The organism is Polaromonas sp. P1_F1, assembly GCF_056405795.1.
In genome coordinates this window covers 70,542-95,472 of sequence record NZ_JBFUBJ010000004.1, presented here as the reverse complement: position 1 = coordinate 95,472, position 24,931 = coordinate 70,542, and the positions used below count along the sequence as shown (strand labels likewise).

Sequence of the window (24,931 nt, the reverse complement as noted above, 5' to 3'; positions counted from 1 at the left end):
TCAGCTACCCAGTGATTTGACGATGCTGCTGATGGACTGCGCGCACAGGGTCATCAAACCGCCAGGCATGATGCCCAGGATCAGAATGAGCGCGCCATTGACGGCCAGCACTGCCTTGGCATCTGCCGGCGCAGAAACCGGCTGGGCGTTATGGGCCAAGGGTGCATCAAAGTACATGACCTTGACCACACGCAAGTAATAGAAGGAGCCCACCAGCGACATGATCACCGCAAAAACGGCCAGCACAATGTAGCTGGTTTGTTGCGAGGAAATCAGCGCCTGCAGGACGGACAGCTTGGCATAAAACCCCACCAGCGGCGGCAGGCCGGCCAGCGAGAACATGCTGATGGCCATCACGCCGGCGTACAACGGGCTGCGCTGGTTCAGGCCGGCCAGATCGACGATCTCTTCAGACTCATGCCCTGCCCGTGCCAACAGCATGATGATGCCGAAAGCACCCAGAGTGGTGAGCACATAAGTCAGTGCATAGAACATCGCTGCGCTGTAGGCGGATTCAGTGTTGAGCTGGTTGCCGTTGACCACGCCGGCCAGCAGGCCGAGCAGCAAGAAGCCCATCTGGGAGATGGTGGAGAACGCCAGCATGCGTTTGAGGTTGGACTGCGCAATTGCGGCCAGATTGCCCACCAGCAGCGAGCCGATGGCCATCAATCCCAGCATCTGCTGCCAGTCAATTGCCAGCGGCAACAGGCCTTCGACCAGCAGGCGGATACAGATCGCAAAGGCCGCGAGCTGCGGCGCTCCACCGATCAGGAGGGTCACGGCTGTAGGCGCACCCTGGTAGACGTCAGGCAGCCACATATGGAAAGGCACAGCGCCCAGTTTGAAGGCCAGGCCAGCCACGATGAAGACCAAGCCGAAAATCAATACCTGGTGCTTGACCTGGCGGCTGGCAATCGCGTTGAACACTTCGTTGAGGTCCAGGGAGCCGGTCGCGCCGTACAGCATCGAAAGACCATACAGCAGGAAACCCGAAGCCAGCGCGCCCAGCACGAAGTACTTCATGGCGGCTTCGGTGGCAGTGGCGTTGTCGCGGCGCAGGGCCACCAGCGCATAGCTGGACAGGGTCAGCAATTCCAGGCCCATGTAGATCACCAGGAAGTTGTGGCCCGAGATCATGACGAACATGCCCAGCAGCGCGAACAAGCTCAGAGTGAAGAACTCACCGCCGCGCAGCATGTCGCGATCTGCCGCGTAAGGGCGGCCATAGACCAGCGTAATCATCACGGTGATACAGGCAAAGCATTTGAGCCAGCCGCCCATGGGGTCGCTGACAACCATGTTGCCGAAACCATAGAAGGTCTGGCCTCCAGATGCGTAGGCAGCCTCCATGGCCGCCACGACGGCCAGGGTCAACAGCGTGAGCAAGTAGGTCAGCGTACGCTGCGGCGTCTTGACGCCCAGGTCCACCAGCGCAATCACGCAGGCCATGGTCAGGAGGACGATTTCCGGATAAACCGTGATCCAGGAGAGTTTGTCAATCATCTGAATTCTTTGTAGTTGCTTCAGTTCAGTTTGGAGGCCGCGACGTGCTTGAGCAGGTCCGCCACTGAAGTATTCATCACATCGGTAAACGGCTTGGGATAGATGCCCATGTACAGCACAGCGATGGCCAGCAGCGCCAGCATCAGGAATTCGCGGCTGTTGATGTCGACGAGTGCCTTGACGTCGTCATTGGCCACGGGGCCCAGGTAAACGCGCTTGTACATCCACAGGGTGTAGGCTGCGCCAAATATGAGTGCCGTCGCTGCCGCGCCGCCTATCCAGAAGTTGTATTTGACCGCACCCAGAATAACCATCCACTCGCCGACGAAACCGGCTGTGGCCGGAAGGCCGCAGTTGGCCATGGCAAAAAGCAGTGCAAAAGCCGCAAATTTGGGCATGGTGTTCACCACGCCGCCGTAGCTGGCGATCTCGCGCGAATGGACGCGGTCGTACAGTACACCAATGCACAGGAACATCGCGCCCGACACAAAGCCGTGGGCGATCATCTGCACGATGCCGCCGGAAATGCCCAGGTCGTTGAAGATGAAAAAACCCAGGGTGACAAAGCCCATGTGGGCCACTGACGAATAAGCCACCAGCTTCTTCATGTCCTGCTGCACCAGCGCCACCAGACCGACGTAGATCACGGCAATCAGCGACAGTGCAATCATGAGCCAGGCCCATTCATGCGCGGCATCCGGAGCGATAGGCATCGAGAACCGCAGAAAACCGTATGCGCCCAGCTTCAGCATGATGGCGGCCAGCACAGCCGAACCACCGGTGGGAGCTTCAACGTGCACGTCAGGCAGCCAGGTGTGGACCGGCCACATGGGCACCTTGACGGCAAACGCCGCGAAGAAGGCAAAGAACAGCAATGTCTGCACCGTGCTGCCCAGCGGCAGCTTGTGCCAGGTCAGGATGTCGAAGCTGCCGCCCGACTTGTTGTACAGGAAGATCAGCGCCACCAACATCAGCAGGGAGCCGAGCAAGGTGTACAGGAAGAACTTGAAGGCCGCGTAGATCTTGTTGGGGCCGCCCCAGATGCCGATGATCAGGTACATCGGGATCAGCGTGGCCTCGAAGAACACGTAAAACAGAATGCCGTCAAGTGCCGAAAACACGCCGATCATGAGCCCGCTCAGGATCAGGAAAGAAGCCATGTACTGGTTCACGCGTGTGGTGATGGCTTCCCAGCTGGCGATGATGACCACCACATTGATAAAGGCCGTCAAGAGCACAAACCACAGCGATATGCCGTCAACACCTACGTGGTAGTTGACATTAAACCGCTGGATCCAGCTGCCCTTTTCGACAAACTGCATCGCCGACGTGTCCAGCTGAAAACCGCTGTACAAGGGCAGCGTCACCAGGAAACTGACGACCGCGCCTATCAGTGCGACCCAGCGGACGCTGCGCGCCTGCTCGTCACGGCCCAGCGCCAGCAGAACCACACCGAAAACAATCGGCGTCCAGATCGCAAGACTCAACAAACCCATTCTTGTTCTTCCTTGATTTTGTTGAACTGATCAGCGATTGAGCCAGACGAAATACGTCATCAACACAAACACGCCAATGATCATGCCGAAGGCATAGTGATAGATGTAGCCGGACTGCAGCCGGCGAACCATGCCGGAGACCCAGCCGATCACCTTCCACGAACCGTTGACCAGCGCACCGTCGATCAGCTTCTGGTCGCCGCCCTTCCAGAGCGCGGTGCCGAGAGCGCGCGTGCCGCGGGCCAGCACGTTTTCGTTGAACCAGTCGAAGTAGTACTTGTTTTCGAGCAACGTGAAGATGGGCATGAACATGCGCTTGATCGCGGCCGGCAAGGCGGGGTTAACCATGTACATATACCAGGCCAGCACCGAGCCCCCGAGAGCCAGCCAGAACGGTGGCGCCATCAGGCCGTGCAAAGCCATCTGCCATGGGCCGTGGAACAGATGCTTAAGCTCTTCCATGGCGTGATGTTTCTCGAGGTCCACGAAGATGGCGTCCTTGAAGAAATCGCCGTACAGCATGGGCTGTATCGTCATGAAACCGATGACCACCGACGGAATCGCCAGCAGGATCAGCGGCACCGTCACCACCCACGGGGATTCGTGCGGCTCGTGGTGTTCGTCATGATGGCCGTGGTCGTCGTGACCGTGGTGGTGCGCGTCGGGATTCTGGTCATGGCGTTCCTTGCCGTGGAACACCAGGAAATACAGCCGGAAGGAATAGAAGGCCGTCACGAAGACACCTGCCAGCACCGCGAAGTAGGCAAAGCCAGCGCCTGCCAGGTGGCTCTCATGCACGGCTTCAATGATGCTGTCCTTGGAGTAAAAACCCGCGAACAACGGCGTGCCGATCAAGGCCAGCGTACCCAGCAACGAAGTGATCCAGGTGATGGGCATGTACTTGCGTACGCCGCCCATCCAGCGAATGTCCTGGTTATGGTGCATGCCGATGATGACCGAGCCCGCGGCCAGGAACAGCAGCGCCTTGAAGAAGGCGTGCGTCATCAGGTGGAACACCGCGACAGAATAGGCCGAGGCGCCCAGCGCCACCGTCATGTAACCCAGCTGCGAAAGTGTGGAATACGCGACCACACGCTTGATGTCGTTCTGGATGATGCCGAGAAAGCCCATGAACAGCGCCGTAATGGCACCTATCACCATGATGAAGCTGAGCGCGGTATCGCTGAGCTCAAACAGCGGTGACATGCGCGCCACCATGAAGATGCCGGCCGTCACCATGGTTGCTGCGTGAATCAGCGCGGAGATCGGGGTTGGGCCTTCCATGGAATCCGGCAACCAGACGTGCAAAGGGAATTGCGCTGACTTGCCCATGGCGCCAATGAAGAGGCAGATGCAAATCACGGTTACCAGCATCCAGCCGGTGCCCGGGAAGCTCAGCTTGGAAAGCTCGCCGGCCTTGGCAAAGGCCTCGCCGTAGTTCAGTGTGCCGGCATAGGCAGCGATCAGGCCGATGCCAAGGATGAAACCGAAGTCGCCCACGCGGTTGACCAGGAAGGCCTTCATGTTTGCAAAGATGGCGGTCGGCTTGTTGAACCAGAAGCCGATCAGCAGATAGGACACCAGACCCACGGCCTCCCAGCCGAAGAACAGCTGAAGCATGTTGTTGCTCATCACCAGCATCAGCATGGAAAAGGTGAACAGCGAGATGTAGGCGAAGAAGCGGTTGTAGCCCTCGTCTTCTTCCATGTAGCCTATGGTGTAGATGTGCACCATGAGCGACACAAAGGTCACCACGCACATCATCATGGCTGTGAGGCCGTCGACCAGGAAACCGATTTCCATTTTCAGGCCACCGACGCTCATCCAGGTGTAGAGCGTCTCGTTGAAGCGCGCGCCGTCAATCGCCACGCTCTTGAGCGTCATGGCCGAAATGATGAAAGCCACCAGCACCCCGAGGATGGTAAGGGTGTGCGACAGGCGCCGGCCTATCCAGTTGCCGCCGAAAGAGGTGCCGAGAATACCGGCCGCCAAGGCGCCGGCCAGCGGCGCCAGCGGGACGGCCAGCAGAGTTGAAGCGTTGAGGGTGGATGCCATATCAGTTTTTCTTCGTCAAGCAAGTTGCGCTGGCAAACAAGGAAGCCATGCCAGGGCCGCCACGGAACCGGCTCTGCCGGGCCGTCAGCGGCGCCCCCTTGAGGGGGAGGCGGCCGGAGGCCGCTTCGGGGGGGAGCGTCATCTTTAGCCCTGGAGCGTGTTGAGTTCGTCGACGTTGATGCTGGACTTGTTGCGGAACAGCAGCACCAGGATGGCCAGGCCTATGGCCGATTCGGCCGCAGCGACGGTCAGGATGAAGAACACAAATACCTGGCCGGCCATGTCATTCAGGTAGTACGAGAAGGCCACAAAATTCATGTTGACCGCCAGCAGCATGAGCTCGATGGCCATGAGCAGCACGATCAGGTTCTTGCGGTTCAGGAAGATGCCGATGACCGACAGCGCGAACAGCATCGCGCCCAGCGAAAGAAAATGTCCCAGTGTGAGCGTCATGGCCTCTTTTCCTCGGCAGGTACTGCAGCCGGAATGACAGCTGGTGCGGCCACAACGGATTTCATCTTGACCAGGCTTACACGGTCAGCGCGCTTGACCCGTATCTGTTCTGAAGGGTTCTGGTATTTGGAGTCCTTGCGTGCACGCAAGGTCAGCGCGATGGCCGCAATGATGGCCACCAGCAGAATCACCGCGGCAACTTCCAGCGGATAGAGGTATTCGGAGTACAGCAGTTTGCCGAGCTCCTTGGTATTGGAGATCTGCGCGCCTATCTGGCCCGCGGCGGTCGCGGCCTTGGGTGGCTCACGAAAACCACCCATCAGCACGTAAGACATTTCCAGCGCGATGATGGCGCCCACTGACCCGGCCAGCGGGAAGTGCTTCCAGAAGCCCTTGCGGACACTGTCAATATTGATGTCCAGCATCATCACGACGAACAGGAAGAGCACCATCACAGCACCCACATAAACCAGCACCAGCGTAATGGCCAGGAACTCGGCCTTGAGCAGAATCCAGACGGCGGATGCCTGGAAGAATGCCAGCACGAGGTATAGCGCCGCATGCACGGGGTTACGGGCGGTAATCACCTTGAATGCTGCAAACAGCAGCACCGCGGCAAAAACATAAAAAAGACCTGTTTTAGCGTCCATGTTGTTGTGGATTCTTTCTTGAGCCAGCGGCTTGGGATTCAGCGGTACTTGGCGTCTGCCGCGCGGTTGGCGGCAATTTCGGATTCATACCGGTCACCCACGGCCAGCAGCATCTCTTTGGTGAAATACAGGTCGCCGCGCTTCTCGCCGTGGTATTCAAAGATGTGGGTCTCAACGATGGAATCGACCGGGCAACTTTCTTCGCAGAAACCGCAGAAGATGCATTTGGTCAGGTCGATGTCGTAGCGCGAGGTGCGACGGCTGCCGTCTTCACGCACGTCGGACTCAATGGTGATGGCCATCGCAGGACACACCGCTTCGCAGAGCTTGCAGGCGATGCAGCGCTCTTCGCCGTTTTCATAGCGGCGCAGCGCATGCAGGCCGCGAAAACGCGGGCTCAGCGGAGTTTTCTCTTCGGGAAACTGAACCGTGATCTTGCGGCTGAACATGTACTTGCCGGTCAGGGCCATGCCCTTGAACAGCTCGGTGAGCATGAAGCTCGACGCAAAGTCTTTGATGGAAGCGACGGCGGACATAAATCAGATTCCTGCAGAAGTAAGGCGTAGGCGTACACAAGGGCTCTTCAAGCCAGCAGGGGCCGCGGAACCGGCTTTGCCGGGCCGCAGGCGCAGCGCCCCCTCGGGGGGCAGCGCATTACACGAAGTCGAAGACGCAGTGAAAAGCGTGGGGGCCATAGTCACTTCCAGATGTTGTACGGCGTCTGCATCCAGGCGCCAACGACCACCAGCCAGACCAGGGTCACGGGGATAAAAATCTTCCAACCCAAACGCATGATCTGGTCATAACGAAAGCGCGGGAAGGTGGCGCGCACCCAAAGGAACATGGTGACCACCACAAAGGTCTTGGCACCCAGCCAGATCCAGCCCGGAATGAAGCTCAGGGCTTCAACAGGCGGCAACCAACCGCCCAGGAATAGCAGCACGGCCAGGATGGCGACCAGCCACATGTTCGCGTATTCAGCGAGGAAGAACATCGCGAAAGCCATGCCCGAGTACTCGACCATATGGCCAGCCACGATTTCGGACTCGCCTTCGACGACGTCGAAGGGGTGGCGGTTGGTCTCAGCCAGGCCGGAGATGAAGTACACGACAAAAATCGGCAACAGTGGCAGCCAGTTCCAGGACAGGAAAGTCCATCCGTTGCTTGCCAGCATGCCCTTGCCCTGGCTCATCACGATGTCAGTCATGTTGAGGCTGCCGGACACCATGAGCACCACCACCAGGCAGAAGCCCATGGCGATTTCATAGCTGACCATTTGCGCCGAAGCGCGCATGGCGCCGAGGAAGGCGTACTTGGAGTTCGAAGCCCAGCCCGCGATGATCACGCCATAGACTTCCAGCGAGGTGATGGCCATCAGGAACAGCAGGCCGGCGTTGATGTTGGCCAGCGCGATCTCGGGCCCGAAGGGAATCACGGCCCAGGCGGCCAGGGCCGGCATGATGGTCATGATGGGGCCGAGCACGAACAGGCCCTTGCTGGCCGCCGTGGGGATGATGATTTCCTTGGTCAGCAGCTTGAGCGCATCGGCGATTGGCTGCAGCAGGCCGAAAGGCCCGACGCGGTTAGGGCCGAGGCGAATCTGCGTGAAGCCGATGGCCTTGCGTTCCCACAAGGTCAGGTAAGCCACGAGGCCCATCAGCGGCAACAGGACACAGACGATCTTGACGAGCGTCCACAGCACAGGCCATACCGTGGCCGGCCAGATGCCGCCCATCAAACCCTGGCCAAACGCGAAGATTCCATCAATCATGCCGTCACTCCTTCGAGCCTGGCTTCGACGCCGGCGGCCCGGCGGGCATCCGCCGTCAGCTGCAGCGATGTGGCGCGCCTGACCAGCCCGTCCAGCTGGTAAATGCTGGCCACCGCAGGCACCTGGACGATAGCGGTCGACAGGTCGATAGCGGCCTTGGTGCTGTTGCCGAGCCTGTCCGCGGGAAGCTCCACCGCATCGGCACCCGCGACCTGCTTGAGCACGTCCTGCGCGGATTCAAAATCAAAGCCGGGCAAGCCCAGCACGTTGGCGAGCACGCGCAGCACCTTCCAGGCCGGACGGGTATCGCCCAGCGGCTTGACGACGGCGTGAAAGCTTTGCACGCGGCCCTCGGCGTTCACAAAGGTGCCGGGCGTTTCGGTGAAAGGCGCAATCGGCAGCAGCACATCGCTGAAGCCCATGTTGGCCTTGAAAGGGCTCAGCGTCACGACCATCTGTGCGGCGTTGAGCGAAGACTTGGCGCTGGCGCCGGCAGCCGAGTCAAACTCGGGTTCGTTGTTGAGCAGGATCACGGCCTTGAGCTGGCCGCCCAGCATCTGACCGGCATTCAGGCCCTTGCCGGCAGGCAAGGCGCCGGCCAGTTGGGCACCCACGGTATTGGCGGCTTCCGTGAGGTAGCCCACGGTGGCGCCGGTCTGCTCGCCGATCCAGTTGGCGAGCGCCAGCAGGCTGGAGGCCTTGGTGTGATGCGCCGCGGCATTGCCCAGCAGGATGGCCTTGCGCTCGCCGCCCAGCAGGGATTTGGCGATCGCCTTGGCGGCGTCGGTAGCCTGGCCGGCGGCGGGCGCGGTAACGCCCTTGTCAGCGGCAATCGCGGCAGCCACATCGGCCAGGGCCTGGGTCCAGGCTTCGGGCGCTGCCAGCAGCCTATTGGCGACAGGCATGGCCCAGGCGTCGGCGTTTGCCAGTTCGGCGGTGGAATTGACGGTGCTCAGCGCCCCGCCCTTGCGAACGGCCTGGCGTATGCGCTGCGCGAACAACGGGTGGTCCTTGCGCAGATTGGAGCCGACCACCAGCACGCGCTGCAGCTGCGACAGCGAGGCAACGGAGGTACCCAGCCAGCGGATGGCCGAAGGTGCGGTGAACTCGGCGTTGCGCAGCCGGTAGTCGATGTTCTCGCTGCCCAGGCCGCGCATCAGGGAGGCGGCCAGGTAGAGCTCTTCGAGCGTGCTGTGCGGGCTGGCCAGGGTGCCGATGCTGCTGGCACCGTGGTCGGCCTTGATCTGCTTGAGGCCGTTGGCCACGTATTCGAGCGCGGTCTGCCAGTCGACAGCCTTCCATTCGCCGCCCTGCTTGAGCATGGGGCTGGTCAGGCGTTCGTCGCCGTTGAGGGCTTCATACGAGAAGCGGTCGCGGTCGGCGATCCAGCATTCGTTCACGTCTTCGTTCTCCAGGGGGACGACGCGCATGACCTTGTTGTTCTTGACCTGGACGATCAGGTTGGCGCCGGTCGAGTCGTGCGGGCTGACCGACTTGCGGCGCGACAGTTCCCACGTGCGGGCGCTGTAGCGGAAAGGCTTGCTGGTCAGCGCGCCCACCGGGCAGATGTCAATCATGTTGCCGGACAGCTCGGAGTCCACCGACATGCCGACGAAGGTTTCGATTTCGGCGTGTTCGCCGCGATGCGACATGCCGAGTTCCATCACGCCGGCCACTTCCTGGCCGAAGCGCACGCAGCGCGTGCAATGGATGCAGCGGCTCATTTCCTGCATGGAAATCAGCGGGCCCACGTCCTTGTGGAAGACGACGCGCTTTTCTTCCTCGTAGCGCGATTCGCTGCCGCCGTAACCGACGGCCAGGTCCTGCAACTGGCATTCGCCGCCCTGGTCACAGATCGGGCAGTCCAGCGGGTGGTTGATCAGCAGGAACTCCATCACACCCTTCTGGGCCTTGATGGCTTTGTCGTTCTTGGTACGCACGATCATGCCCTGAGTGACGGGCGTAGCGCAGGCCGGCATGGGCTTGGGCGCCTTCTCCACGTCGACCAGGCACATGCGGCAGTTGGCGGCAATGCTCAGCTTCTTGTGATAGCAGAAGTGCGGAATGTAAGTGCCGGCCTTTTCGGCCGCATGCATCACCGTGCTGCCTTCAAGCACTTCCACCTTCTGGCCGTCGAGTTCTATTTCAACCATATTTTTTTCTTTCCGCAATTCAGGCTTGCGCGGTAGCCGAAACCGGAGTGTGGGAGACTTGTGGCTTGATCATGGCTTCAAACTCATGGCGGAAGTGTTTGATCATGGCGCGCACCGGCATGGCCGCGGCATCGCCGAGCGCGCAGATGGTGCGGCCCTGGATGTTGTCGGCCACCGAGTTGAGCAGGTCCATGTCGGTCTGCTTTCCGTGGCCGTTGTGGATACGGTCCACGACGCGCCAGAGCCAGCCCGTACCTTCGCGGCAAGGCGTGCATTGCCCGCAGGACTCATGCATGTAGAAGTAGGACAGGCGCTTGAGCGACTCGACCATGCAACGGCTGTCGTCCATGACGATCACCGCGCCCGAACCCAGCATGGAGCCGGCCTTGGCGATGGAGTCGTAGTCCATGGTGCAGTCCATCATGATGGAAGCCGGCAGCACGGGCGCCGAAGACCCGCCGGGAATCACGGCCTTGAGCGTACGGCCCTTGCGCACGCCGCCTGCGAGTTCCAGCAGCCTGGAGAACGGCGTGCCCATGGGCACTTCATAGTTGCCGGGCAGCTCGACGTCGCCGGACACCGAATAAATCTTGGTGCCGCCGTTGTTGGGCTTGCCGCATTCGAGGTAGGCCTGGCCGCCGTTGCGGATGATCCAGGGCACGGCCGCGAAGGTCTCGGTGTTGTTGATGGTGGTGGGCTTGCCGTAGAGGCCGAAGCTGGCCGGGAACGGCGGCTTGAAGCGCGGCTGGCCTTTTTTGCCCTCGAGCGACTCGAGCAGCGCGGTTTCTTCGCCGCAGATGTAGGCGCCGAAACCATGCGAGGCATGGAGCTGGAAGCTGTAACCGCTGCCGAAAATGTTGTCGCCCAGCAGGCCGGCAGCGCGTGCTTCTTCCAGCGCTTCTTCAAAGCGCTGGTAGGTCGCGAAGATTTCGCCGTGGATGTAGTTGTAACCCACGCTGATGCCCATGGCGTAGGCGGCGATCGCCATGCCCTCGATCACGCTGTGCGGGTTGTACTGCATGATGTCGCGGTCTTTGCAGGTACCCGGCTCGCCTTCGTCCGAATTGCAGACCAGGTATTTCTGGCCCGGGAACTGACGCGGCATGAAGCTCCACTTGAGCCCGGTCGGGAAACCCGCGCCGCCGCGGCCGCGCAAGCTGCCGGCCTTGACTTCAGCGATGACCTGGTCGGGCGTCATGCCCTCGCCGCCATCCTGCTTGAGGATTTTGCGCAGCGCCTGGTAGCCGCCGCGCGCTTCGTAGTCCTTGAGCCGCCAGTTGCTGCCGTCGAGGTCAGCCAGGATTTGCGGATTGATGTGCCGGCCGTGGAAGCAGGTCTGCACGCCAGTAGCCGAGAACTGCGACAGCACGCTCTGCGCGGCCGCGCTGTTGGGTGTCAGGGGTGCGAGCGTCATGGTTGCTTTGCCTCGGCGGATTGAAGGCCTTCGATGAGCTGGTCCAGCTTCTCGTTGCTCATGAAGCTGCACATGGTGAGATCGTTGACGAGCATCACCGGCGAATCCGCGCAGGCGCCCAGGCATTCAGACTGCTGCAGCGTGAAAAGACCGTCGGCGCTGGTCTCGCCCATGACGATGCCCAGCTTGTGCTCCAGGTGCTTGAGCGCCTTGGCGCCGTCGCGCAGCTGGCAAGGCAGGTTGGTGCAGACGTTGAGTTTGTACTTGCCAACGGGGCGCTGGTTGTACATGTTGTAGAAGGTGGTGACTTCGTGCACGGCAATCGGCGCCATGCCGAGGTATTCGGCCACGACCTTCTCGCTTTCGGCGCTGACGTAGCCGTGCTCTTCCTGCAGGATGGTCAGGCAAGCCATGACGGCCGACTGTTTCTGGTCCGCGGGGTATTTGGCGACTTCGCGGTCGAAGCGCGCTCTGGTTTGTTCAGAAATCATATGATCTTCGATCCGCAACTAGCGTTTGCCTATGCCCATTTGTTCTAGCGTTTGTGCCGCGGCCCTGCGCCCAGATGCCTCGCCAATCGCACGACCCTGAAGCAAGATACCTTGCATCTGTTGCGGTTGACGAGCGAGCATTTTCTGGGCTAACGGAGTGGCATAAAAAGCGGATAACGCCTCCATTTCTTCTATGGAGTAGTCTTTTGCCAAAATACCCGTTACCACATCGGTATAGAGCTGTTTTGTTTCGGTGGACTTGAATTCACGAAGAAAATTCGCCGAGAATTTCGAGATAAATTCTTTTTTTAGCGGTTCGGGCGCATTGGTTGATTTCAGCATTTGGGTCAACATGGGCTCAAACAATGGGATCATCTGGTCGGCCATGGTGTCATACATCTTGTCGAATCCGGTCTGGGCCATCAGGCGAACGGCAAGCACGCGACGCTTCTCCATCTCCGCCGCGGAAACTGTTTGCGCGTGTGCCGCCTGCAGTCCGAGCAGAAAAAAACAGAGCAGCAGCGAACGGGATAACCGATTCATCGGTCAATCTCTCCAAACACAATATCCATGGTGCCGATCACAGCAACGGCATCGGCGATCATGTGGCCGCGCGACATTTCGTCCATAGCCGCGAGATGCGGAAAACCCGGCGGGCGGATCTTCAAGCGATAGGGCTTGTTGGCACCGTCGCTGACGATGTAGATGCCGAACTCGCCCTTGGGGTGCTCGACCGCCGCATAGGCTTCACCTTCGGGCACGTGAAAACCTTCGGTGAAGAGCTTGAAGTGGTGAATCAGCTCTTCCATGTTGGACTTCATGGATTCGCGGTCGGGTGCGGCAACCTTGTGGTTGCTGGTGATCACGGGGCCGGGGTTGACGCGCAACCAGTCAATGCACTGCTTGATGATGCGGTTGGACTGGCGCATCTCTTCGATGCGGACCAGGTAACGGTCATAGCAGTCGCCGGTTTTGCCGACCGGGATGTCGAAGTCCATCTTGTCATAGACGTCGTAGGGCTGTTGCTTGCGCAGGTCCCAGGCGAAACCCGAACCGCGGAGCATGGGGCCGGTAAAGCCGAGGTTGAGGGCTCGCTCAGGCGACACAACGCCGACACCCACGGTGCGCTGCTTCCAGATGCGGTTGTCGGTCAGCAGGGTTTCGTACTCATCGACATAAGCCGGGAATTTGTTGCTGAAGTCCTCGATGAAGTCGAGCAACGAACCCTGGCGGTTCTCATTGAGCGCTGCGATGGCCTTGGCGTTCTTGACCTTGCTGACGCGGTACTGCGGCATGCTGTCGGGCAGGTCGCGGTAGACGCCGCCCGGGCGGAAGTAGGCCGCATGCATGCGCGCGCCGGACACGGCTTCGTACATGTCGAACAACGCCTCGCGCTCGCGGAAGCAGTAAATCAGGATGTTCATCGCGCCGCAGTCGAAACCGTGCGCACCCAGCCATAGCAGGTGGTTGAGCAGGCGCGTGATTTCGGCGTACATCACGCGGATGTACTGCGCGCGCACCGGCACGTCGACGCCGAGCAGCTTCTCGATGGCCAGACAGTAGGCGTGCTCGTTGGACATCATCGAGACGTAGTCCAGCCTGTCCATGTAGGGCAGCGACTGGATGTAAGTCTTGCTTTCGGCGAGCTTTTCAGTGGCACGGTGTAGCAGGCCAATGTGTGGGTCGGCGCGCTGGATCACTTCGCCGTCGAGCTCGAGTACCAAGCGCAACACACCGTGCGCTGCGGGATGCTGTGGCCCAAAGTTGAGCGTGTAATTTTTGATTTCAGCCATGGGGTATCTTCTGTCGACGCTGCTTACTGCAGGCCGCCGTAGTTGTCTTCACGGATCACACGCGGAGTGATCTCACGCGGCTCAATGGTGACCGGCTGGTAAATCACGCGCTTTTGCTCAGGGTCGTAGCGCATCTCCACATGGCCCGAGGTCGGGAAATCCTTACGAAAAGGATGGCCGATGAAACCGTAATCGGTCAGGATTCGACGCAGGTCATTGTGGCCTTCAAAGATGATGCCGTAGAGATCGAAGGCTTCGCGCTCGAACCAGTTGGCCGAGTTCCAGATGCCATTGAGCGAATCCACCACGGGGAAATCGTCGTCGGGGCAGAACACCTTGAGGCGAACGCGCTGGTTGAGGCTGACGGACAGCAGATGCGACGCCACGCAGTAGCGCAGGCCGTCGTACTGACCGTCCTTGTATTCGGAATAGTCGACACCACACAGATCGATGAGCTGCTCGAAGCGGCAACCTGGCGCATCGCGCAGCAGGGTTGCGGCCGCGAGGTAATCGGCGGCGGCGACCGTGAGGGTGATTTCACCCAGAGCGGTCTTCAGGCTTTTGACCTTGTCGCCGAGCACCGCATGAATCGTTTCGGCGAGTTGTTCCATGGACACAGGAGAAGAGGACATGCTTTATGCCCTCGCAATCGTGTTGGTGCGACGAATTTTCTGCTGTAGCTGGATGATGCCGTACATCAGCGCTTCGGCCGTGGGCGGGCAGCCGGGCACGTAGACGTCCACCGGCACGATGCGGTCGCAGCCGCGAACCACGGAATAGCTGTAGTGGTAATAGCCGCCGCCGTTGGCGCACGAGCCCATGGACAACACCCAGCGCGGCTCCGACATCTGGTCGTACACCTTGCGCAAGGCCGGGCCCATCTTGTTGCACAGCGTGCCGGCCACAATCATCAGGTCGGACTGGCGCGGGCTGGGACGGAACAACATGCCGAAGCGATCCAGGTCGTAACGCGCCGCGCCCGCATGCATCATTTCGACGGCGCAGCAGGCCAGGCCGAACGTCATGGGCCAAAGCGAACCCGTCTTGGCCCAATTCACCACCGAGTCGTAACTCGTGGTCATGAAGCCTTCGTTGAAAACACCTTCAAGTGACATACCCGTACCTTTGTGGCGTGACCCGCCTAGAGAACCCTCGGGATTCTTAGCTTCTTATTCCCAGTCCAGCGCACCCTTTTTCCACTCGTAAACAAAGCCCACGACCAGAATGCCCAGGAAAATCATGACGGACCAGAAACCGACAGGGCCGATTTCCCTGAGCGCCACGGCCCAGGGAAAAAGAAACGCGATTTCGAGGTCAAAAAGGATGAAGAGGATGGCGACCAGGTAGTAGCGCACATCGAATTTCATGCGGGCATCTTCGAAAGCCTCGAAGCCGCATTCGTAAGGGGAATTTTTTTCGCTGTCGGGACRCACGGGGCCCAACAAACGCCCCAGGACCTGAGGCACCACACCGACACCCACACCAACCAGAATAAACAAAAGAACAGGAAGGTATTGATCGAGGTTCATCGTGGATTCAACTTCTGAAAAGCCACTTGCGCGGTTTGCTTCAGCTTGCCGTTTGAGCCGACAACATTGCCGGAGCACTGCTGCCGATGCATGTCAATCTGGTGCGGACGGCGAGACTCGAACTCGCACACCTTTCGGCACTACCCCCTCAAGATAGCGTGTCTACCAATTTCACCACGTCCGCGGTATTTAACTGCCTGGATGGCATGAGGAACCTTGCGGTTTTTGGCTTTCCAGACAGTCTTAGAGTTTACCCCGAAATATTGCTGCTCCCGACTGCGGGCAACAGCAAAATCTCGTTATTTCGTCGGGATTTGCGCAGCACCGGACGCGGCAGGCGCAGGCGGGACAGGAACTGCCGTGCCAGTACTTGCAGGCGCAGAGGTTCCCGGAATCTGGGCCGCACCGGAAGCTGCAGCAGCCGGCGCCGGAGCGCTCACGGCGGCCCCCTCCAGGACGCTGGAGCTTGTGCGTGCAGGGGCATTCCCAAAGTAAGCAAGCAGCAAGGTGCAGGCAAAAAACAACGCGGCGAGAACGCCGGTAGTGCGTGACAGGAAATTAGCACTGCCGCTGGCGCCAAAAAGGCTGCCCGAACCGCCACTGCCAAACGCCGCGCCCATGTCTGCGCCCTTGCCGTGTTGCACCAGGATCAGGCCAATCATGCCGAGCGCCGAAAGCATCTGCACAGCGAGGACAATGGTTAATACAACGTTCATATCTACTCCTAAATTAATAGCGTTCTGCGCCTGTCAGTTGCGGGCTGCAGCAATAATTGTCAAAAAATCGGGGGCTTTGAGCGACGCACCGCCAATCAGGCCACCGTCGATATCGGGCTGGGCCAGCAGCGTTGCCGCGTTGGCCGCGTTCATGCTGCCGCCATACAGAATTTTCACGCGGGCAAACTGATCTGTAGCCGCCTTCAATTGGTTGCGCAGCACCAGGTGCACAGCCTGCGCCTCTTGCGGAGTCGCTGTCTTGCCGGTACCAATCGCCCATACCGGTTCGTAGGCCACCACGATTTCGCTGATGCAGTGGCCATTGGTGTGGATCACCGCCGCGAGCTGCCGCTTCACGACTTCTTCGGTATGGCCTGCCTCACGCTCGGCCAGCGTTTCGCCAACACAAACGATGGGGGTAACACCGCAGGCCAGTGCAGATTTTGCCTTGTCGGCGACCGTCGCATCAGTCTCGCCGTGATACTGGCGCCGCTCCGAGTGACCAACGATAGCGAAACGGCAACCAAACTCCTTGAGCATGGCGGCACTGACTTCACCCGTATAGGCGCCACTGGCATGAACGGACACATCCTGTGCGCCCAGTTCAATGGCAGACAGGCCGGGTTTAGCAGCCCGCAATAGCTGAACCTGTGCCAGGTAAGGCGCAGGAACACAAACCGCCACCTCACATGCCGGAGGATTGGCCAGCCCACTCGCCAGGGCATCCAGCAAGGCTGCGTTGGCCTCCAGGCCGCCGTTCATCTTCCAGTTACCAGCAATAAGCTTCTTCATGGTGTCGGTGACCAGGTTAAGACGATTTTGCCGACATGCTGGTTGGACTCCATCAATGCATGCGCCTTGGCCGCATCAGCCGCCGCAAACGTGCTGTGAATCACCGGCTTGACAGCACCGCTCGCAAGCAGTGGCCACACCTTATTCCTCAATGCATTCGCAATGGCGCTCTTGAACTCGACAGATCGCGCACGCAGGGTTGAACCGGTGACGGTCAAGCGCTTGCGCAACACCAATCCCGCATTGATCTCGGACTTGACCCCGCCCTGTATCGCAATGATGACCAGACGGCCGTCCTCGGCCATGCAGTCAACTTCTCGCGCAACATAACCACCGGCAACCATATCAAGAATGACGTCGACGCCCTTCCCGTTGGTCAGCTTTTTTGCCTCTTCGGCAAAGTCACTGGTCTTGTAGTTGATGGCATGGTCCGCGCCCAGGGCCACACAGGCAGCGCATTTTTCGTCGCTGCCGGCCGTTACCAGCACCGTGGCCCCCAAGGCCTTGGCGATCTGAATGGCCGTGACGCCGATGCCGCTGGAGCCGCCCTGGATCAGCAAGGTTTCGCCCGGCTGCAGGTAAGCGCGCTCAAACACATTGCTCCAGACGGTGAAAAACGTCTCGGGCAGAGATGCCGCCTCGATGTTGCTCAGCCCTGAAGGCACCGGCAGGCACTGCCCAATCGGAGCAACACACAACTCGGCATAGCCACCACCCGCGACCAACGCGCAGACACGGTCACCGATTTTGAGGCCGGCTACGGCCATGGCCACGGCATCGCCGGACACGATCACACCCGCGACTTCAAGCCCGGGAATGTCGGACGCCCCGGGCGGTACCGGGTAGTGACCCATGCGCTGAAGAACATCAGGTCGGTTGACGCCACTGGCGCTCACGCGAATCACTACCTCGCCAGAACCTTCGATGGGCGCCGGGCGATCAGCCAGGCGCAACACCTCAGGCTTGCCGTAGGAGGTAATTTCAACAACTTTCATGGCGTATCAAGGTCATTTGAGCCGCCAGCCCTCTGTACAAGAGCGCAAGCAGCTACAAAATCAATAGCAGTATTGATCAGCCCCGGTCCTGGTCCTGGGCCGGACGGTCGAGCAAAGCCTTCATCGACAGCTTGACACGGCCCTTCTCGTCGGTCTCCAGAACCTTGACCTTGACGATCTGGCCTTCGCTCAGGTAGTCGGTGACCTTCTCGACGCGCTCGTGGGCGATCTGGCTGATGTGCAGCAGGCCGTCCTTGCCGGGCAGCAGGTTGATCAGGGCGCCGAAGTCCAGGATCTTGGTGACCGGGCCTTCGTACACCTTGCCGATTTCGACCTCAGCGGTGATCTCGGCGATGCGGCGCTTGGCCTCGTCGGCCTTGGCGCTGTCATTCGACGCGATGGTGATAGTGCCGTCTTCCTCGATGTTGATCTGCGTGCCGGTTTCTTCGGTCAGCGCGCGGATGACGGCGCCGCCCTTGCCGATCACGTCGCGGATCTTCTCTGGGTTGATCTTCATGACGTAGAGACGCGGCGCGAAGTCGGACACTTCAGCCTTGGCTTCGCCCATGGCTTCCTGCATCTTGCCCAGGATGTGCATGCGGGCTTCCTTGGCCTGGGCCAGCGCGACCTGCATGATTTCCTTGGTGATGCCCTGGATCTTGATGTCCATCTGCAGCGCGGTGATACCGAAGGTGGTACCCGCAACCTTGAAATCCATGTCGCCCAGGTGATCTTCATCACCCAGGATGTCGGTCAGCACGGCAAAACGGTTGTCTTCCTTGATCAGGCCCATGGCGATACCGGCCACGTGGGCTTTCATCGGCACACCGGCATCCATCAGCGACAGGCAGCCGCCGCAGACCGAAGCCATGGACGAAGAGCCGTTGGACTCGGTGATCTCAGACACCACGCGCATGGTGTACGGAAACTCTTCCTTCGACGGCAGCACGGCGATCAGCGCGCGCTTGGCCAGACGGCCGTGACCGATTTCGCGGCGCTTTGGCGAGCCGACACGGCCGGTTTCACCGGTGGCGAACGGAGGCATGTTGTAGTGCAGCATGAAGCGGTCTTCGTAGTCGCCCGACAACGCGTCGATACGCTGCGCATCGCGCTCAGTGCCCAACGTGGTCACGACCAGAGCCTGGGTTTCGCCACGCGTGAACAGGGCCGAACCGTGGGTACGGGGCAGCACGCTGTTGCGGATTTCAATCGCACGAACGGTGCGCGTGTCGCGGCCGTCGATGCGGGGTTCGCCGGCCAGAATCTGGCTGCGGACGATTTTGGCTTCAATGTCGAACAGCATGCCTTCAACGGCCACACCGTCGAATTCCACGCCGTCGGCCTTGAGCGCGGCCATCACGTCAGAGGTCACCACGCGGCAGGCTTGCGTACGGGCTTGCTTGGCGCGGATCTGGTAAGCGGCTTGCAGCTTGGCACCGGCCAGTTCGTTGACCTTGGCGATCAGCGGCTCGTTCTTGGCAGGCGCTTTCCAGTCCCACACCGGCTTGCCGGCGTCGCGAACGAGTTCATGGATCGCGTTGATGGCGATGTTGCCCTGCTCATGGCCGAACACCACGGCGCCGAGCATGATCTCTTCGGACAGTTGCTGGGCTTCGGACTCGACCATCAGCACGGCGGCTTCGGTGCCGGCCACGACGAGGTCCATCTTCGAATCCTTGAGCTGGGTCTTGCCGGGGTTCAGCACGTACTGGCCGTCGATGTAGGCCACGCGAGCGGCGCCGATGGGGCCGTTGAACGGGATGCCGGAGATCGACAACGCAGCGCTCGAGGCGATCAGCGCAGGGATGTCGCCTTCGACCTCAGGATTCAGCGACAGCACATGGATCACGACCTGAACTTCGTTGAAGAAGCCTTCAGGGAACAAGGGGCGGATCGGGCGGTCGATCAGGCGCGAAGTCAGCGTTTCGAATTCGCTGGGACGGCCTTCGCGCTTGAAGAAGCTGCCTGGAATGCGGCCAGCGGCGTAGGTTTTCTCGAGGTAGTCGACTGTCAGGGGGAAGAAATCCTGGCCGGGCTTGGCATCGGTCTTGGCGACCACGGTGGCCAGTACCACGGTGCCGTCCATGTCAACGACGACGGCGCCGCTGGACTGGCGTGCGATTTCGCCGGTTTCCATCGTGACTTTGTGCTGACCCCATTGGAAAGACTTGGTGACTTTGTTGAAAATGCTCATGTTCTTATCTCCACTAAATTCACGCACTTGAGGCAGTGCGGGAGGCCCGGAGCGGCGGCTGGCTGAACACGATGCCATTCCACAAAATGCCTGGAATCAAGGGCCTGACCAGGGCTTTTCTTGTGGAATGACACAGCGCGTGCTCGTTTTGCCTTGCTCCGAAGTAAAAAGCGCCTGAGCTAGTGAACTAACTCAGGCGCTTTCAAATCGTTGCTACCGATTACTTGCGCAGGCCAAGCTTGGCGATCAGCGCGGTGTAACGTTCGGCATCTTTGGACTTCAGGTAGTCCAGCAGCTTGCGGCGGCGGCTCACCATGCGCAGCAGACCGCGGCGACCGTGGTGATCCTTGGCGTTGGCCTTGAAATGGGGGGTCAGTTCGTTGATGCGGCCGGTCAGCAGCGCCACTTGAACTTCAGGGCTGCCGGTGTCGCCGGCGGCGCGTGCGTTGGCCTGAACGATTTCGGCCTTGATTGATTTTGCAATCATGTTTTCTCTTTCTTGCACCGAGGTGCGCTTGCGAGCGAAGCAGCGTTCCCGACATGGGAGTGAATAAACCGCTTTCGTCGTGTTCCGGCATGAAAAAGGCTCAAAAAGAGCCTCAAATTGCGCAGAGCTTTGGATTATAGCCTGAGATCATTCCCCAAGCCAGCGCCTGAGGCGTTCCACCCCCCGCCCCAGCCGAGCGACATCCTGGCTGGCGAAACACCAGCGTAGCCAGCCCTGAGCCTCGGGCCCGGGATTGACCATGAATGCATTGCCGGGCGCCAGGCCCAAGCCCCCCTCCACCACCAGACGTTTGGCGGTCTCCAGAGAGTCCCCGAAGCGCGCCTGGTCTTCCAGGCGGAAAAAGGCGTACATGCCGCCTTTGGCCGGTGCCAACTGCACGCCCGGCACGGCCTGCAGCAGCGGCACCAAAGTGTCGCGGCAGGTTTTCAGATGGGCAACCACCCGGGGCGTGATATCGGCCGCGCGTTCGATGGCCACCAGCCCGGCCCGCTGCACGAACACCGGCGCGCAGGAGGTGTTGAACTCCACCAGCTTGCCCATGTGCGGCGTCATGGCAGCCGGCATCACCAGCCAGCCCAGGCGCCACCCGGTCATCAAAAAGCTCTTGGAAAAGCTGTGAACCACCACGAGGCGGTCTTCGGGCGCGGCGATATCCAGAAAACTGGGGGCGCAACCATTAGGGGTGGGCTCGTAATACAGGCGCTCGTACACCTCGTCCGCCAGAATCCAGGTGCCCGTCTTGCGGCAATGCGCCAGGATGACCTCTTGCTCGGCGCGCGACAGCGTCCAGCCGGTGGGATTGTTGGGCGCGTTGACGATGAGTAGTTTGGTTTTCGGCGTAATGGCGGCCAGCAGTTCGGCCACATCAAGCCGCCACTCGCCTGCCACCGGCTTGAGGCTGACGCATTTGACCTGCGCGCCCATGATGGCCGGCTGGGCCGTCAGGTTGGGCCAGACAGGCGTCACGGCCACGACTTCGTCGCCGGCATCCACCAGCGCCTGCACCGCCAGCATCAGCGCATTGACGCCGCCTGAGGTCACCGCAATGCGTTCGGCCGTGATCGGCGCGGCCCCCGCACAGCGCAGGCCCGCCGCGTAAGCGGCAATGGCCTCCCGCAGCTCTGGCAAGCCCAGGTTTTGCGCATAAAAAGTCTCGCCCTGCTGCAACGACGCAGCCGCCGCCTCGCGGATAAAGGCCGGCGTGACCTCATCGCTCTCGCCAAACCAGAACTTGAGCACATCATCGCGCCCCATGCCCGCGTTGGCCACCTGGCGGATCATCGATTCTTCAAGATCTAAAACAGTTTTTCTCATGGATAGTCCGTCCGCCTGTGCCGGCTTCAATCAATTATTCAATCAGCCAATTTGAACTCAAGGCCGGACCATCTTGCAGCTGTTAGGCTGCTCGGCCTTTTCGGGCGAAATCGTCTTGATGACGCGAAAGCCGTAGCCGGAACCTTCCACGTCAAATTTCACACCCGGCGAACCCTGCTTGCCCATCAATGCCACCAGCAGCGGTTGCTGGAACTGGTGGTCGGCCGAGCGCATCGCGCCTTTGTGGCCCACGAAAGTAACCGAACTACGCTCCAGCTGCGCCGCCACCGCCCCGGCGTCAGCACTGCCCGCTTTGTCAAGGCTTTGGGCCAGCGCCTCAATCATGAGCTGCATGCGCATGTGAACATAGTCGTCCTGAGGCTTGGGAAAGCGCTGGCGAAAGGATAGGTAGAAGGCTTCGGACTGCGCGCCCGCCTCATTCGGGAACCAGTCGGCCACCGCTATCACCTTGCCCACGCCGGCGTCGCCCAGCGCACCCGGCACGCCCAGCGCGTTGCCATAGAAGGTATAGAACTTGCCCTCGTAACCCACTTCCCTTGCCGCCTTGATCAGCAGCGTCAGGTCGTTGCCCCAGTTGCCCGTGAGCACTGCCTGCGCTCCGCTGGCCTTGATCTTCGCGGCATAGGGAATGAAGTCCTTGACACGGCCCAGCGCGTGCAACTCGTCGCCCACGATCTGCACGTCGGGTCGCTGCGCGCCCAGTTGCTTGCGTGCCTCACGCAGCACGGCCTGCCCGAAACTGTAGTCTTGGCCTATCAGGTAAATGCTTTTGAGCGCCTTGTCGTCCCGGAGCACATCCATGAGCGCGGCCATGCGCATGTCTGCATGCGCATCAAAGCGGAAATGCCAGTAGCTGCACTTTTCATTCGTCAGGATCGGGTCGACCGCCGAATAGTTGAGGAACACCACGCGCTTGTTCGGCTCACGCTCGTTGTGCTTGTTGATGGCGTCAATGAGCACCGCCGCAATCGCCGAGGAATTGCCCTGCGCCACGATGGTCACACCGTCGTCAATGGCCGAACGCAAGGCCGCCAGCGCCTCTTCGTTCTGGCCCTTGCTGTCGTAGCGCTCAACGACCAGGTTGCGCGGGCCGCCTGCCAGCTTCACGCCGCCACGCGCATTGACGCGCTCAGTGGCCCAGACGAGGTTGCGGAACACCGCTTCGCCGGTATTGGCGAATGCGCCTGACAGGCTTTCGATCAGCGCAATACGAACAGGTGCCGGGACAGGCGGCTGGCTTGCGGTCTGCGCGAACGCCGCCGCCGAGGCGCAAAGACATAGGGCCATGAGGAAGCGTTTCAAGTGTTTCTGCATAAAAAAATAGACCCTGGTCTTTTGCCTGATTTGGCTTGAATAAACCGCTTGCACACCTAACTGGGGTGCAAGCGGCAATCACGGTGAGCGCCGCGCAGTGTAAGGGGAAAACACCCCTTGTTCATCCATCAAGGAATAGCCATGTTTTACTCTCTCGCCCATCGCCCTGCCCGCGCCTTTCATCGCCACTACGCACCCGTCGTGAGCAACGGCGCCCTGGAAAAATTCCTCAACGACACCTTCTCCTCGCTGTCTGACACCGGCGCCGCCAAGGCCGCCAACGTGGAAGACCTCGAGAAGGCATATACCCTGCAATTCGACGTTCCCGGCCTGGCCCGCGAACAACTGGATATCGGCATTGAAGGCGACGTGGTTCGTGTCTCCAGCAAGGAAGACGCACCCCGCAAAATCAAGGCCGCATGGCGCTTCCCGCTGGAAATCGATACCGCCAACAGCAGCGCCAAACTGGAAAACGGCGTGTTGACCCTGACACTGGGCAAAAAAGTCCCTGTCAGCAACGTCACCCACCTCGACATCCAGTAACCACCGACCAAAGCCGGTTAGCCGTCCCTGCCAGCCGGGGCCGTGGAACCGGCTTTGCCGGGCCGCAGGCGCAGCGGCCCCCTCGGGGGGACGGGGAACTACGCGGCGCGAGCGACCGTGGGGGTCAAACTCCAGCGCGGCTTCACATCAAACGTGTAGTCGCGCTGAAGCGTTTCAAGCCCCGCCTGCAGCCGCATGCCGGCCGCCAGCGCAATCATGGCGCCGTTGTCGGTGCACAAATGCAGTTCCGGGTAATGCACACGAATACCGCGTTGCTTGCACACGGCATTGAGCTGGCTTCGCAGCAGCGCATTGGCGCCCACGCCGCCCGCCACCACCAGGCGTTTGAGTCCGGTTTGCGCCATGGCGGCCAGTGATTTTTTCACCAATACTTCCACGATCGCCGCCTGCGTGGATGCCGCGAGGTCGGCCTTGCGGCTGTCCAGCTCCGCACCCAATTTTTTGGCCTGAGTCAGCACTGCGGTTTTGAGCCCGGCAAATGAAAAATCCAGGTCACCACTGTGCAGCAAGGGTCGCGGCAACTTGAAGGCCGCGCAGTCGCCGTGCTCAGCCAGCTTCGACAGATGGGGCCCGCCGGGATAAGGCAAGCCCATCAGCTTGGCCGACTTGTCAAAAGCCTCACCTGCCGCATCGTCAATGGTTTCACCGAGCAATTCGTAACTGCCGACCCGGTCCACCCGCATCAGCTGGGTATGGCCGCCAGACACCAGCAGCGCCACAAAAGGAAACTCGGGCGGGTCGGCGCTCAGAAAGGGCGACAGCAAATGCCCTTCCAGGTGATGCACACCCATCGCAGGCTTGCCCAGCGCCGCCGCCAGCGAGCAAGCAATACCCGCCCCCACCAGCAGCGCACCCGCAAGCCCAGGGCCGCGTGTATACGCCACCACATCCACTTGCGCCAGGCTGCTGCCCGCCTCGGCCATCACCTGATGCGTCAAAGGCAAGACACGCCGGATATGGTCCCGGCTCGCCAGCTCAGGCACCACACCACCATAAGCCTGGTGCATGTCGATCTGGCTGAACAAGGCGTGCGACAGCAGGCGCGGCACGCCACTGCCGCTGGCATCCACCAGCGCCACACCGGTTTCATCGCAACTCGATTCGATTCCCAAGACTCTCATCCTTCGAGTGTAAAGCCCCCCCCGTTCAGGCTCACTACGTGTAGCCTGCCCCCCTCAAGGGGGGGGTGCCTGCGGTCTGGCAAA

24 protein-coding genes and 1 tRNA gene are annotated in these 24,931 nt (G+C 60.5%); 1 reads left to right on the top strand and 24 read right to left on the bottom strand.

Going from position 1 to position 24,931, the window contains the following annotated elements:
- The 23 genes from nuoN to AC1DZE_RS12470 all read right to left on the bottom strand — a co-directional run bounded on the left by nuoN (position 1) and on the right by AC1DZE_RS12470 (position 23,162).
- On the bottom strand, positions 1-1,503 hold the full coding sequence (nuoN, locus tag AC1DZE_RS12580; protein WP_477700115.1) for an NADH-quinone oxidoreductase subunit NuoN: 1,503 nt from the start codon (positions 1,501-1,503) through the stop codon (positions 1-3).
- A gap of 20 nt (positions 1,504-1,523) precedes the next feature.
- A complete protein-coding gene (locus tag AC1DZE_RS12575; protein WP_477700114.1) occupies positions 1,524-2,999 on the bottom strand; it encodes an NADH-quinone oxidoreductase subunit M in 1,476 nt (491 codons plus the stop codon).
- Positions 3,000-3,029: 30 nt separating this feature from the next.
- Positions 3,030-5,054: an NADH-quinone oxidoreductase subunit L gene (gene nuoL / locus AC1DZE_RS12570; protein ID WP_477700113.1), complete on the bottom strand. Its 2,025-nt coding sequence runs from the start codon at positions 5,052-5,054 to the stop codon at positions 3,030-3,032.
- A 144-nt stretch (positions 5,055-5,198) separates the two neighbouring features.
- Complete coding sequence (gene nuoK, locus AC1DZE_RS12565) at positions 5,199-5,507, bottom strand: NADH-quinone oxidoreductase subunit NuoK (protein WP_007864437.1); 309 nt, start codon at positions 5,505-5,507, stop codon at positions 5,199-5,201.
- Complete coding sequence (locus AC1DZE_RS12560; RefSeq protein ID WP_477672601.1) at positions 5,504-6,157, bottom strand: NADH-quinone oxidoreductase subunit J; 654 nt, start codon at positions 6,155-6,157, stop codon at positions 5,504-5,506. Before AC1DZE_RS12560 ends, nuoK begins: the two co-directional genes overlap by 4 nt.
- Positions 6,158-6,195: 38 nt before the next feature.
- Positions 6,196-6,693: an NADH-quinone oxidoreductase subunit NuoI gene (gene nuoI, locus AC1DZE_RS12555; RefSeq protein WP_436155269.1), complete on the bottom strand. Its 498-nt coding sequence runs from the start codon at positions 6,691-6,693 to the stop codon at positions 6,196-6,198.
- Between the two features lie 161 nt (positions 6,694-6,854).
- Positions 6,855-7,928, bottom strand: a complete 1,074-nt coding sequence (nuoH, locus tag AC1DZE_RS12550) for an NADH-quinone oxidoreductase subunit NuoH (protein WP_477672600.1) — start codon at positions 7,926-7,928, stop codon at positions 6,855-6,857.
- Entirely contained in the window at positions 7,925-10,081 is a 2,157-nt protein-coding gene (gene nuoG / locus AC1DZE_RS12545) for an NADH-quinone oxidoreductase subunit NuoG (RefSeq protein ID WP_477672599.1), read from the bottom strand. Before nuoG ends, nuoH begins: the two co-directional genes overlap by 4 nt.
- Before the next feature lie 19 nt (positions 10,082-10,100).
- Complete coding sequence (gene nuoF / locus AC1DZE_RS12540; protein WP_477671596.1) at positions 10,101-11,495, bottom strand: NADH-quinone oxidoreductase subunit NuoF; 1,395 nt, start codon at positions 11,493-11,495, stop codon at positions 10,101-10,103.
- Positions 11,492-11,986: an NADH-quinone oxidoreductase subunit NuoE gene (nuoE, locus tag AC1DZE_RS12535; RefSeq protein WP_477671595.1), complete on the bottom strand. Its 495-nt coding sequence runs from the start codon at positions 11,984-11,986 to the stop codon at positions 11,492-11,494. Before nuoE ends, nuoF begins: the two co-directional genes overlap by 4 nt.
- A gap of 18 nt (positions 11,987-12,004) precedes the next feature.
- Complete coding sequence (locus AC1DZE_RS12530) at positions 12,005-12,529, bottom strand: DUF2059 domain-containing protein (RefSeq protein ID WP_477671594.1); 525 nt, start codon at positions 12,527-12,529, stop codon at positions 12,005-12,007.
- Positions 12,526-13,779, bottom strand: coding sequence for an NADH-quinone oxidoreductase subunit D (locus AC1DZE_RS12525; protein WP_477671593.1), 1,254 nt, complete (start codon positions 13,777-13,779; stop codon positions 12,526-12,528). Before AC1DZE_RS12525 ends, AC1DZE_RS12530 begins: the two co-directional genes overlap by 4 nt.
- Positions 13,780-13,802: 23 nt before the next feature.
- Positions 13,803-14,411 carry an NADH-quinone oxidoreductase subunit C gene (locus tag AC1DZE_RS12520; protein WP_477671592.1) on the bottom strand — a complete coding sequence of 203 codons (609 nt, stop codon included), beginning with the start codon at positions 14,409-14,411 and terminating at the stop codon, positions 13,803-13,805.
- A 3-nt stretch (positions 14,412-14,414) separates the two neighbouring features.
- Complete coding sequence (locus tag AC1DZE_RS12515) at positions 14,415-14,894, bottom strand: NuoB/complex I 20 kDa subunit family protein (protein ID WP_007864469.1); 480 nt, start codon at positions 14,892-14,894, stop codon at positions 14,415-14,417.
- A 54-nt stretch (positions 14,895-14,948) separates the two neighbouring features.
- The gene (locus AC1DZE_RS12510; RefSeq protein ID WP_477700112.1) at positions 14,949-15,308 is read right to left on the bottom strand and encodes an NADH-quinone oxidoreductase subunit A; all 360 of its coding nucleotides are present in this window, start codon (positions 15,306-15,308) and stop codon (positions 14,949-14,951) included.
- A gap of 99 nt (positions 15,309-15,407) precedes the next feature.
- Positions 15,408-15,492, bottom strand: a tRNA-Leu gene (locus AC1DZE_RS12505).
- A gap of 115 nt (positions 15,493-15,607) precedes the next feature.
- Positions 15,608-16,024, bottom strand: a complete 417-nt coding sequence (gene secG / locus AC1DZE_RS12500; protein WP_477671590.1) for a preprotein translocase subunit SecG — start codon at positions 16,022-16,024, stop codon at positions 15,608-15,610.
- 33 nt (positions 16,025-16,057) lie between these two features.
- The gene (gene tpiA / locus AC1DZE_RS12495) at positions 16,058-16,816 is read right to left on the bottom strand and encodes a triose-phosphate isomerase (RefSeq protein WP_477673201.1); all 759 of its coding nucleotides are present in this window, start codon (positions 16,814-16,816) and stop codon (positions 16,058-16,060) included.
- The gene (locus AC1DZE_RS12490) at positions 16,813-17,811 is read right to left on the bottom strand and encodes an NAD(P)H-quinone oxidoreductase (RefSeq protein ID WP_477673200.1); all 999 of its coding nucleotides are present in this window, start codon (positions 17,809-17,811) and stop codon (positions 16,813-16,815) included. The genes tpiA and AC1DZE_RS12490 overlap by 4 nt, the downstream gene beginning before the upstream one ends.
- Positions 17,812-17,887: 76 nt before the next feature.
- Positions 17,888-20,005, bottom strand: a complete 2,118-nt coding sequence (pnp, locus tag AC1DZE_RS12485) for a polyribonucleotide nucleotidyltransferase (RefSeq protein WP_477648118.1) — start codon at positions 20,003-20,005, stop codon at positions 17,888-17,890.
- A gap of 220 nt (positions 20,006-20,225) precedes the next feature.
- Positions 20,226-20,492: a 30S ribosomal protein S15 gene (gene rpsO, locus AC1DZE_RS12480; protein ID WP_348046953.1), complete on the bottom strand. Its 267-nt coding sequence runs from the start codon at positions 20,490-20,492 to the stop codon at positions 20,226-20,228.
- A 147-nt stretch (positions 20,493-20,639) separates the two neighbouring features.
- Positions 20,640-21,827 carry a pyridoxal phosphate-dependent aminotransferase gene (locus tag AC1DZE_RS12475; protein WP_477700111.1) on the bottom strand — a complete coding sequence of 396 codons (1,188 nt, stop codon included), beginning with the start codon at positions 21,825-21,827 and terminating at the stop codon, positions 20,640-20,642.
- A gap of 57 nt (positions 21,828-21,884) precedes the next feature.
- A complete protein-coding gene (locus AC1DZE_RS12470; RefSeq protein ID WP_477674409.1) occupies positions 21,885-23,162 on the bottom strand; it encodes a branched-chain amino acid ABC transporter substrate-binding protein in 1,278 nt (425 codons plus the stop codon).
- 141 nt (positions 23,163-23,303) lie between these two features.
- On the opposite strand from AC1DZE_RS12470, the gene AC1DZE_RS12465 reads away from it, so the two are divergent.
- Complete coding sequence (locus AC1DZE_RS12465) at positions 23,304-23,705, top strand: Hsp20/alpha crystallin family protein (protein WP_477671585.1); 402 nt, start codon at positions 23,304-23,306, stop codon at positions 23,703-23,705.
- A gap of 98 nt (positions 23,706-23,803) precedes the next feature.
- Here the strand turns inward: AC1DZE_RS12465 and tsaD are convergent, their stop codons facing one another.
- Entirely contained in the window at positions 23,804-24,847 is a 1,044-nt protein-coding gene (gene tsaD / locus AC1DZE_RS12460; RefSeq protein ID WP_477674071.1) for a tRNA (adenosine(37)-N6)-threonylcarbamoyltransferase complex transferase subunit TsaD, read from the bottom strand.
- Between the last annotated feature and the right edge of the window lie 84 nt (positions 24,848-24,931).

Coding starts and splice junctions, on each gene's coding strand:
- AC1DZE_RS12470 (WP_477674409.1), bottom strand. CDS start 23,162: ATGCAGAAACACTTGAAACGCTTCCTCATGGCCCTATGTCTTTGCGCC.
- AC1DZE_RS12475 (WP_477700111.1), bottom strand. CDS start 21,827: ATGAGAAAAACTGTTTTAGATCTTGAAGAATCGATGATCCGCCAGGTG.
- secG (WP_477671590.1), bottom strand. CDS start 16,024: ATGAACGTTGTATTAACCATTGTCCTCGCTGTGCAGATGCTTTCGGCG.
- tsaD (WP_477674071.1), bottom strand. CDS start 24,847: ATGAGAGTCTTGGGAATCGAATCGAGTTGCGATGAAACCGGTGTGGCG.
- AC1DZE_RS12465 (WP_477671585.1), top strand. CDS start 23,304: ATGTTTTACTCTCTCGCCCATCGCCCTGCCCGCGCCTTTCATCGCCAC.
- nuoF (WP_477671596.1), bottom strand. CDS start 11,495: ATGACGCTCGCACCCCTGACACCCAACAGCGCGGCCGCGCAGAGCGTG.
- nuoH (WP_477672600.1), bottom strand. CDS start 7,928: ATGATTGATGGAATCTTCGCGTTTGGCCAGGGTTTGATGGGCGGCATC.
- pnp (WP_477648118.1), bottom strand. CDS start 20,005: ATGAGCATTTTCAACAAAGTCACCAAGTCTTTCCAATGGGGTCAGCAC.
- nuoL (WP_477700113.1), bottom strand. CDS start 5,054: ATGGCATCCACCCTCAACGCTTCAACTCTGCTGGCCGTCCCGCTGGCG.
- nuoG (WP_477672599.1), bottom strand. CDS start 10,081: ATGGTTGAAATAGAACTCGACGGCCAGAAGGTGGAAGTGCTTGAAGGC.
- AC1DZE_RS12560 (WP_477672601.1), bottom strand. CDS start 6,157: ATGGACGCTAAAACAGGTCTTTTTTATGTTTTTGCCGCGGTGCTGCTG.
- AC1DZE_RS12490 (WP_477673200.1), bottom strand. CDS start 17,811: ATGAAAGTTGTTGAAATTACCTCCTACGGCAAGCCTGAGGTGTTGCGC.
- AC1DZE_RS12525 (WP_477671593.1), bottom strand. CDS start 13,779: ATGGCTGAAATCAAAAATTACACGCTCAACTTTGGGCCACAGCATCCC.
- nuoI (WP_436155269.1), bottom strand. CDS start 6,693: ATGTCCGCCGTCGCTTCCATCAAAGACTTTGCGTCGAGCTTCATGCTC.
- AC1DZE_RS12520 (WP_477671592.1), bottom strand. CDS start 14,411: ATGTCCTCTTCTCCTGTGTCCATGGAACAACTCGCCGAAACGATTCAT.
- nuoE (WP_477671595.1), bottom strand. CDS start 11,986: ATGATTTCTGAACAAACCAGAGCGCGCTTCGACCGCGAAGTCGCCAAA.
- rpsO (WP_348046953.1), bottom strand. CDS start 20,492: ATGATTGCAAAATCAATCAAGGCCGAAATCGTTCAGGCCAACGCACGC.
- nuoK (WP_007864437.1), bottom strand. CDS start 5,507: ATGACGCTCACACTGGGACATTTTCTTTCGCTGGGCGCGATGCTGTTC.
- nuoN (WP_477700115.1), bottom strand. CDS start 1,503: ATGATTGACAAACTCTCCTGGATCACGGTTTATCCGGAAATCGTCCTC.
- tpiA (WP_477673201.1), bottom strand. CDS start 16,816: ATGAAGAAGCTTATTGCTGGTAACTGGAAGATGAACGGCGGCCTGGAG.
- AC1DZE_RS12575 (WP_477700114.1), bottom strand. CDS start 2,999: ATGGGTTTGTTGAGTCTTGCGATCTGGACGCCGATTGTTTTCGGTGTG.
- AC1DZE_RS12530 (WP_477671594.1), bottom strand. CDS start 12,529: ATGAATCGGTTATCCCGTTCGCTGCTGCTCTGTTTTTTTCTGCTCGGA.
- AC1DZE_RS12515 (WP_007864469.1), bottom strand. CDS start 14,894: ATGTCACTTGAAGGTGTTTTCAACGAAGGCTTCATGACCACGAGTTAC.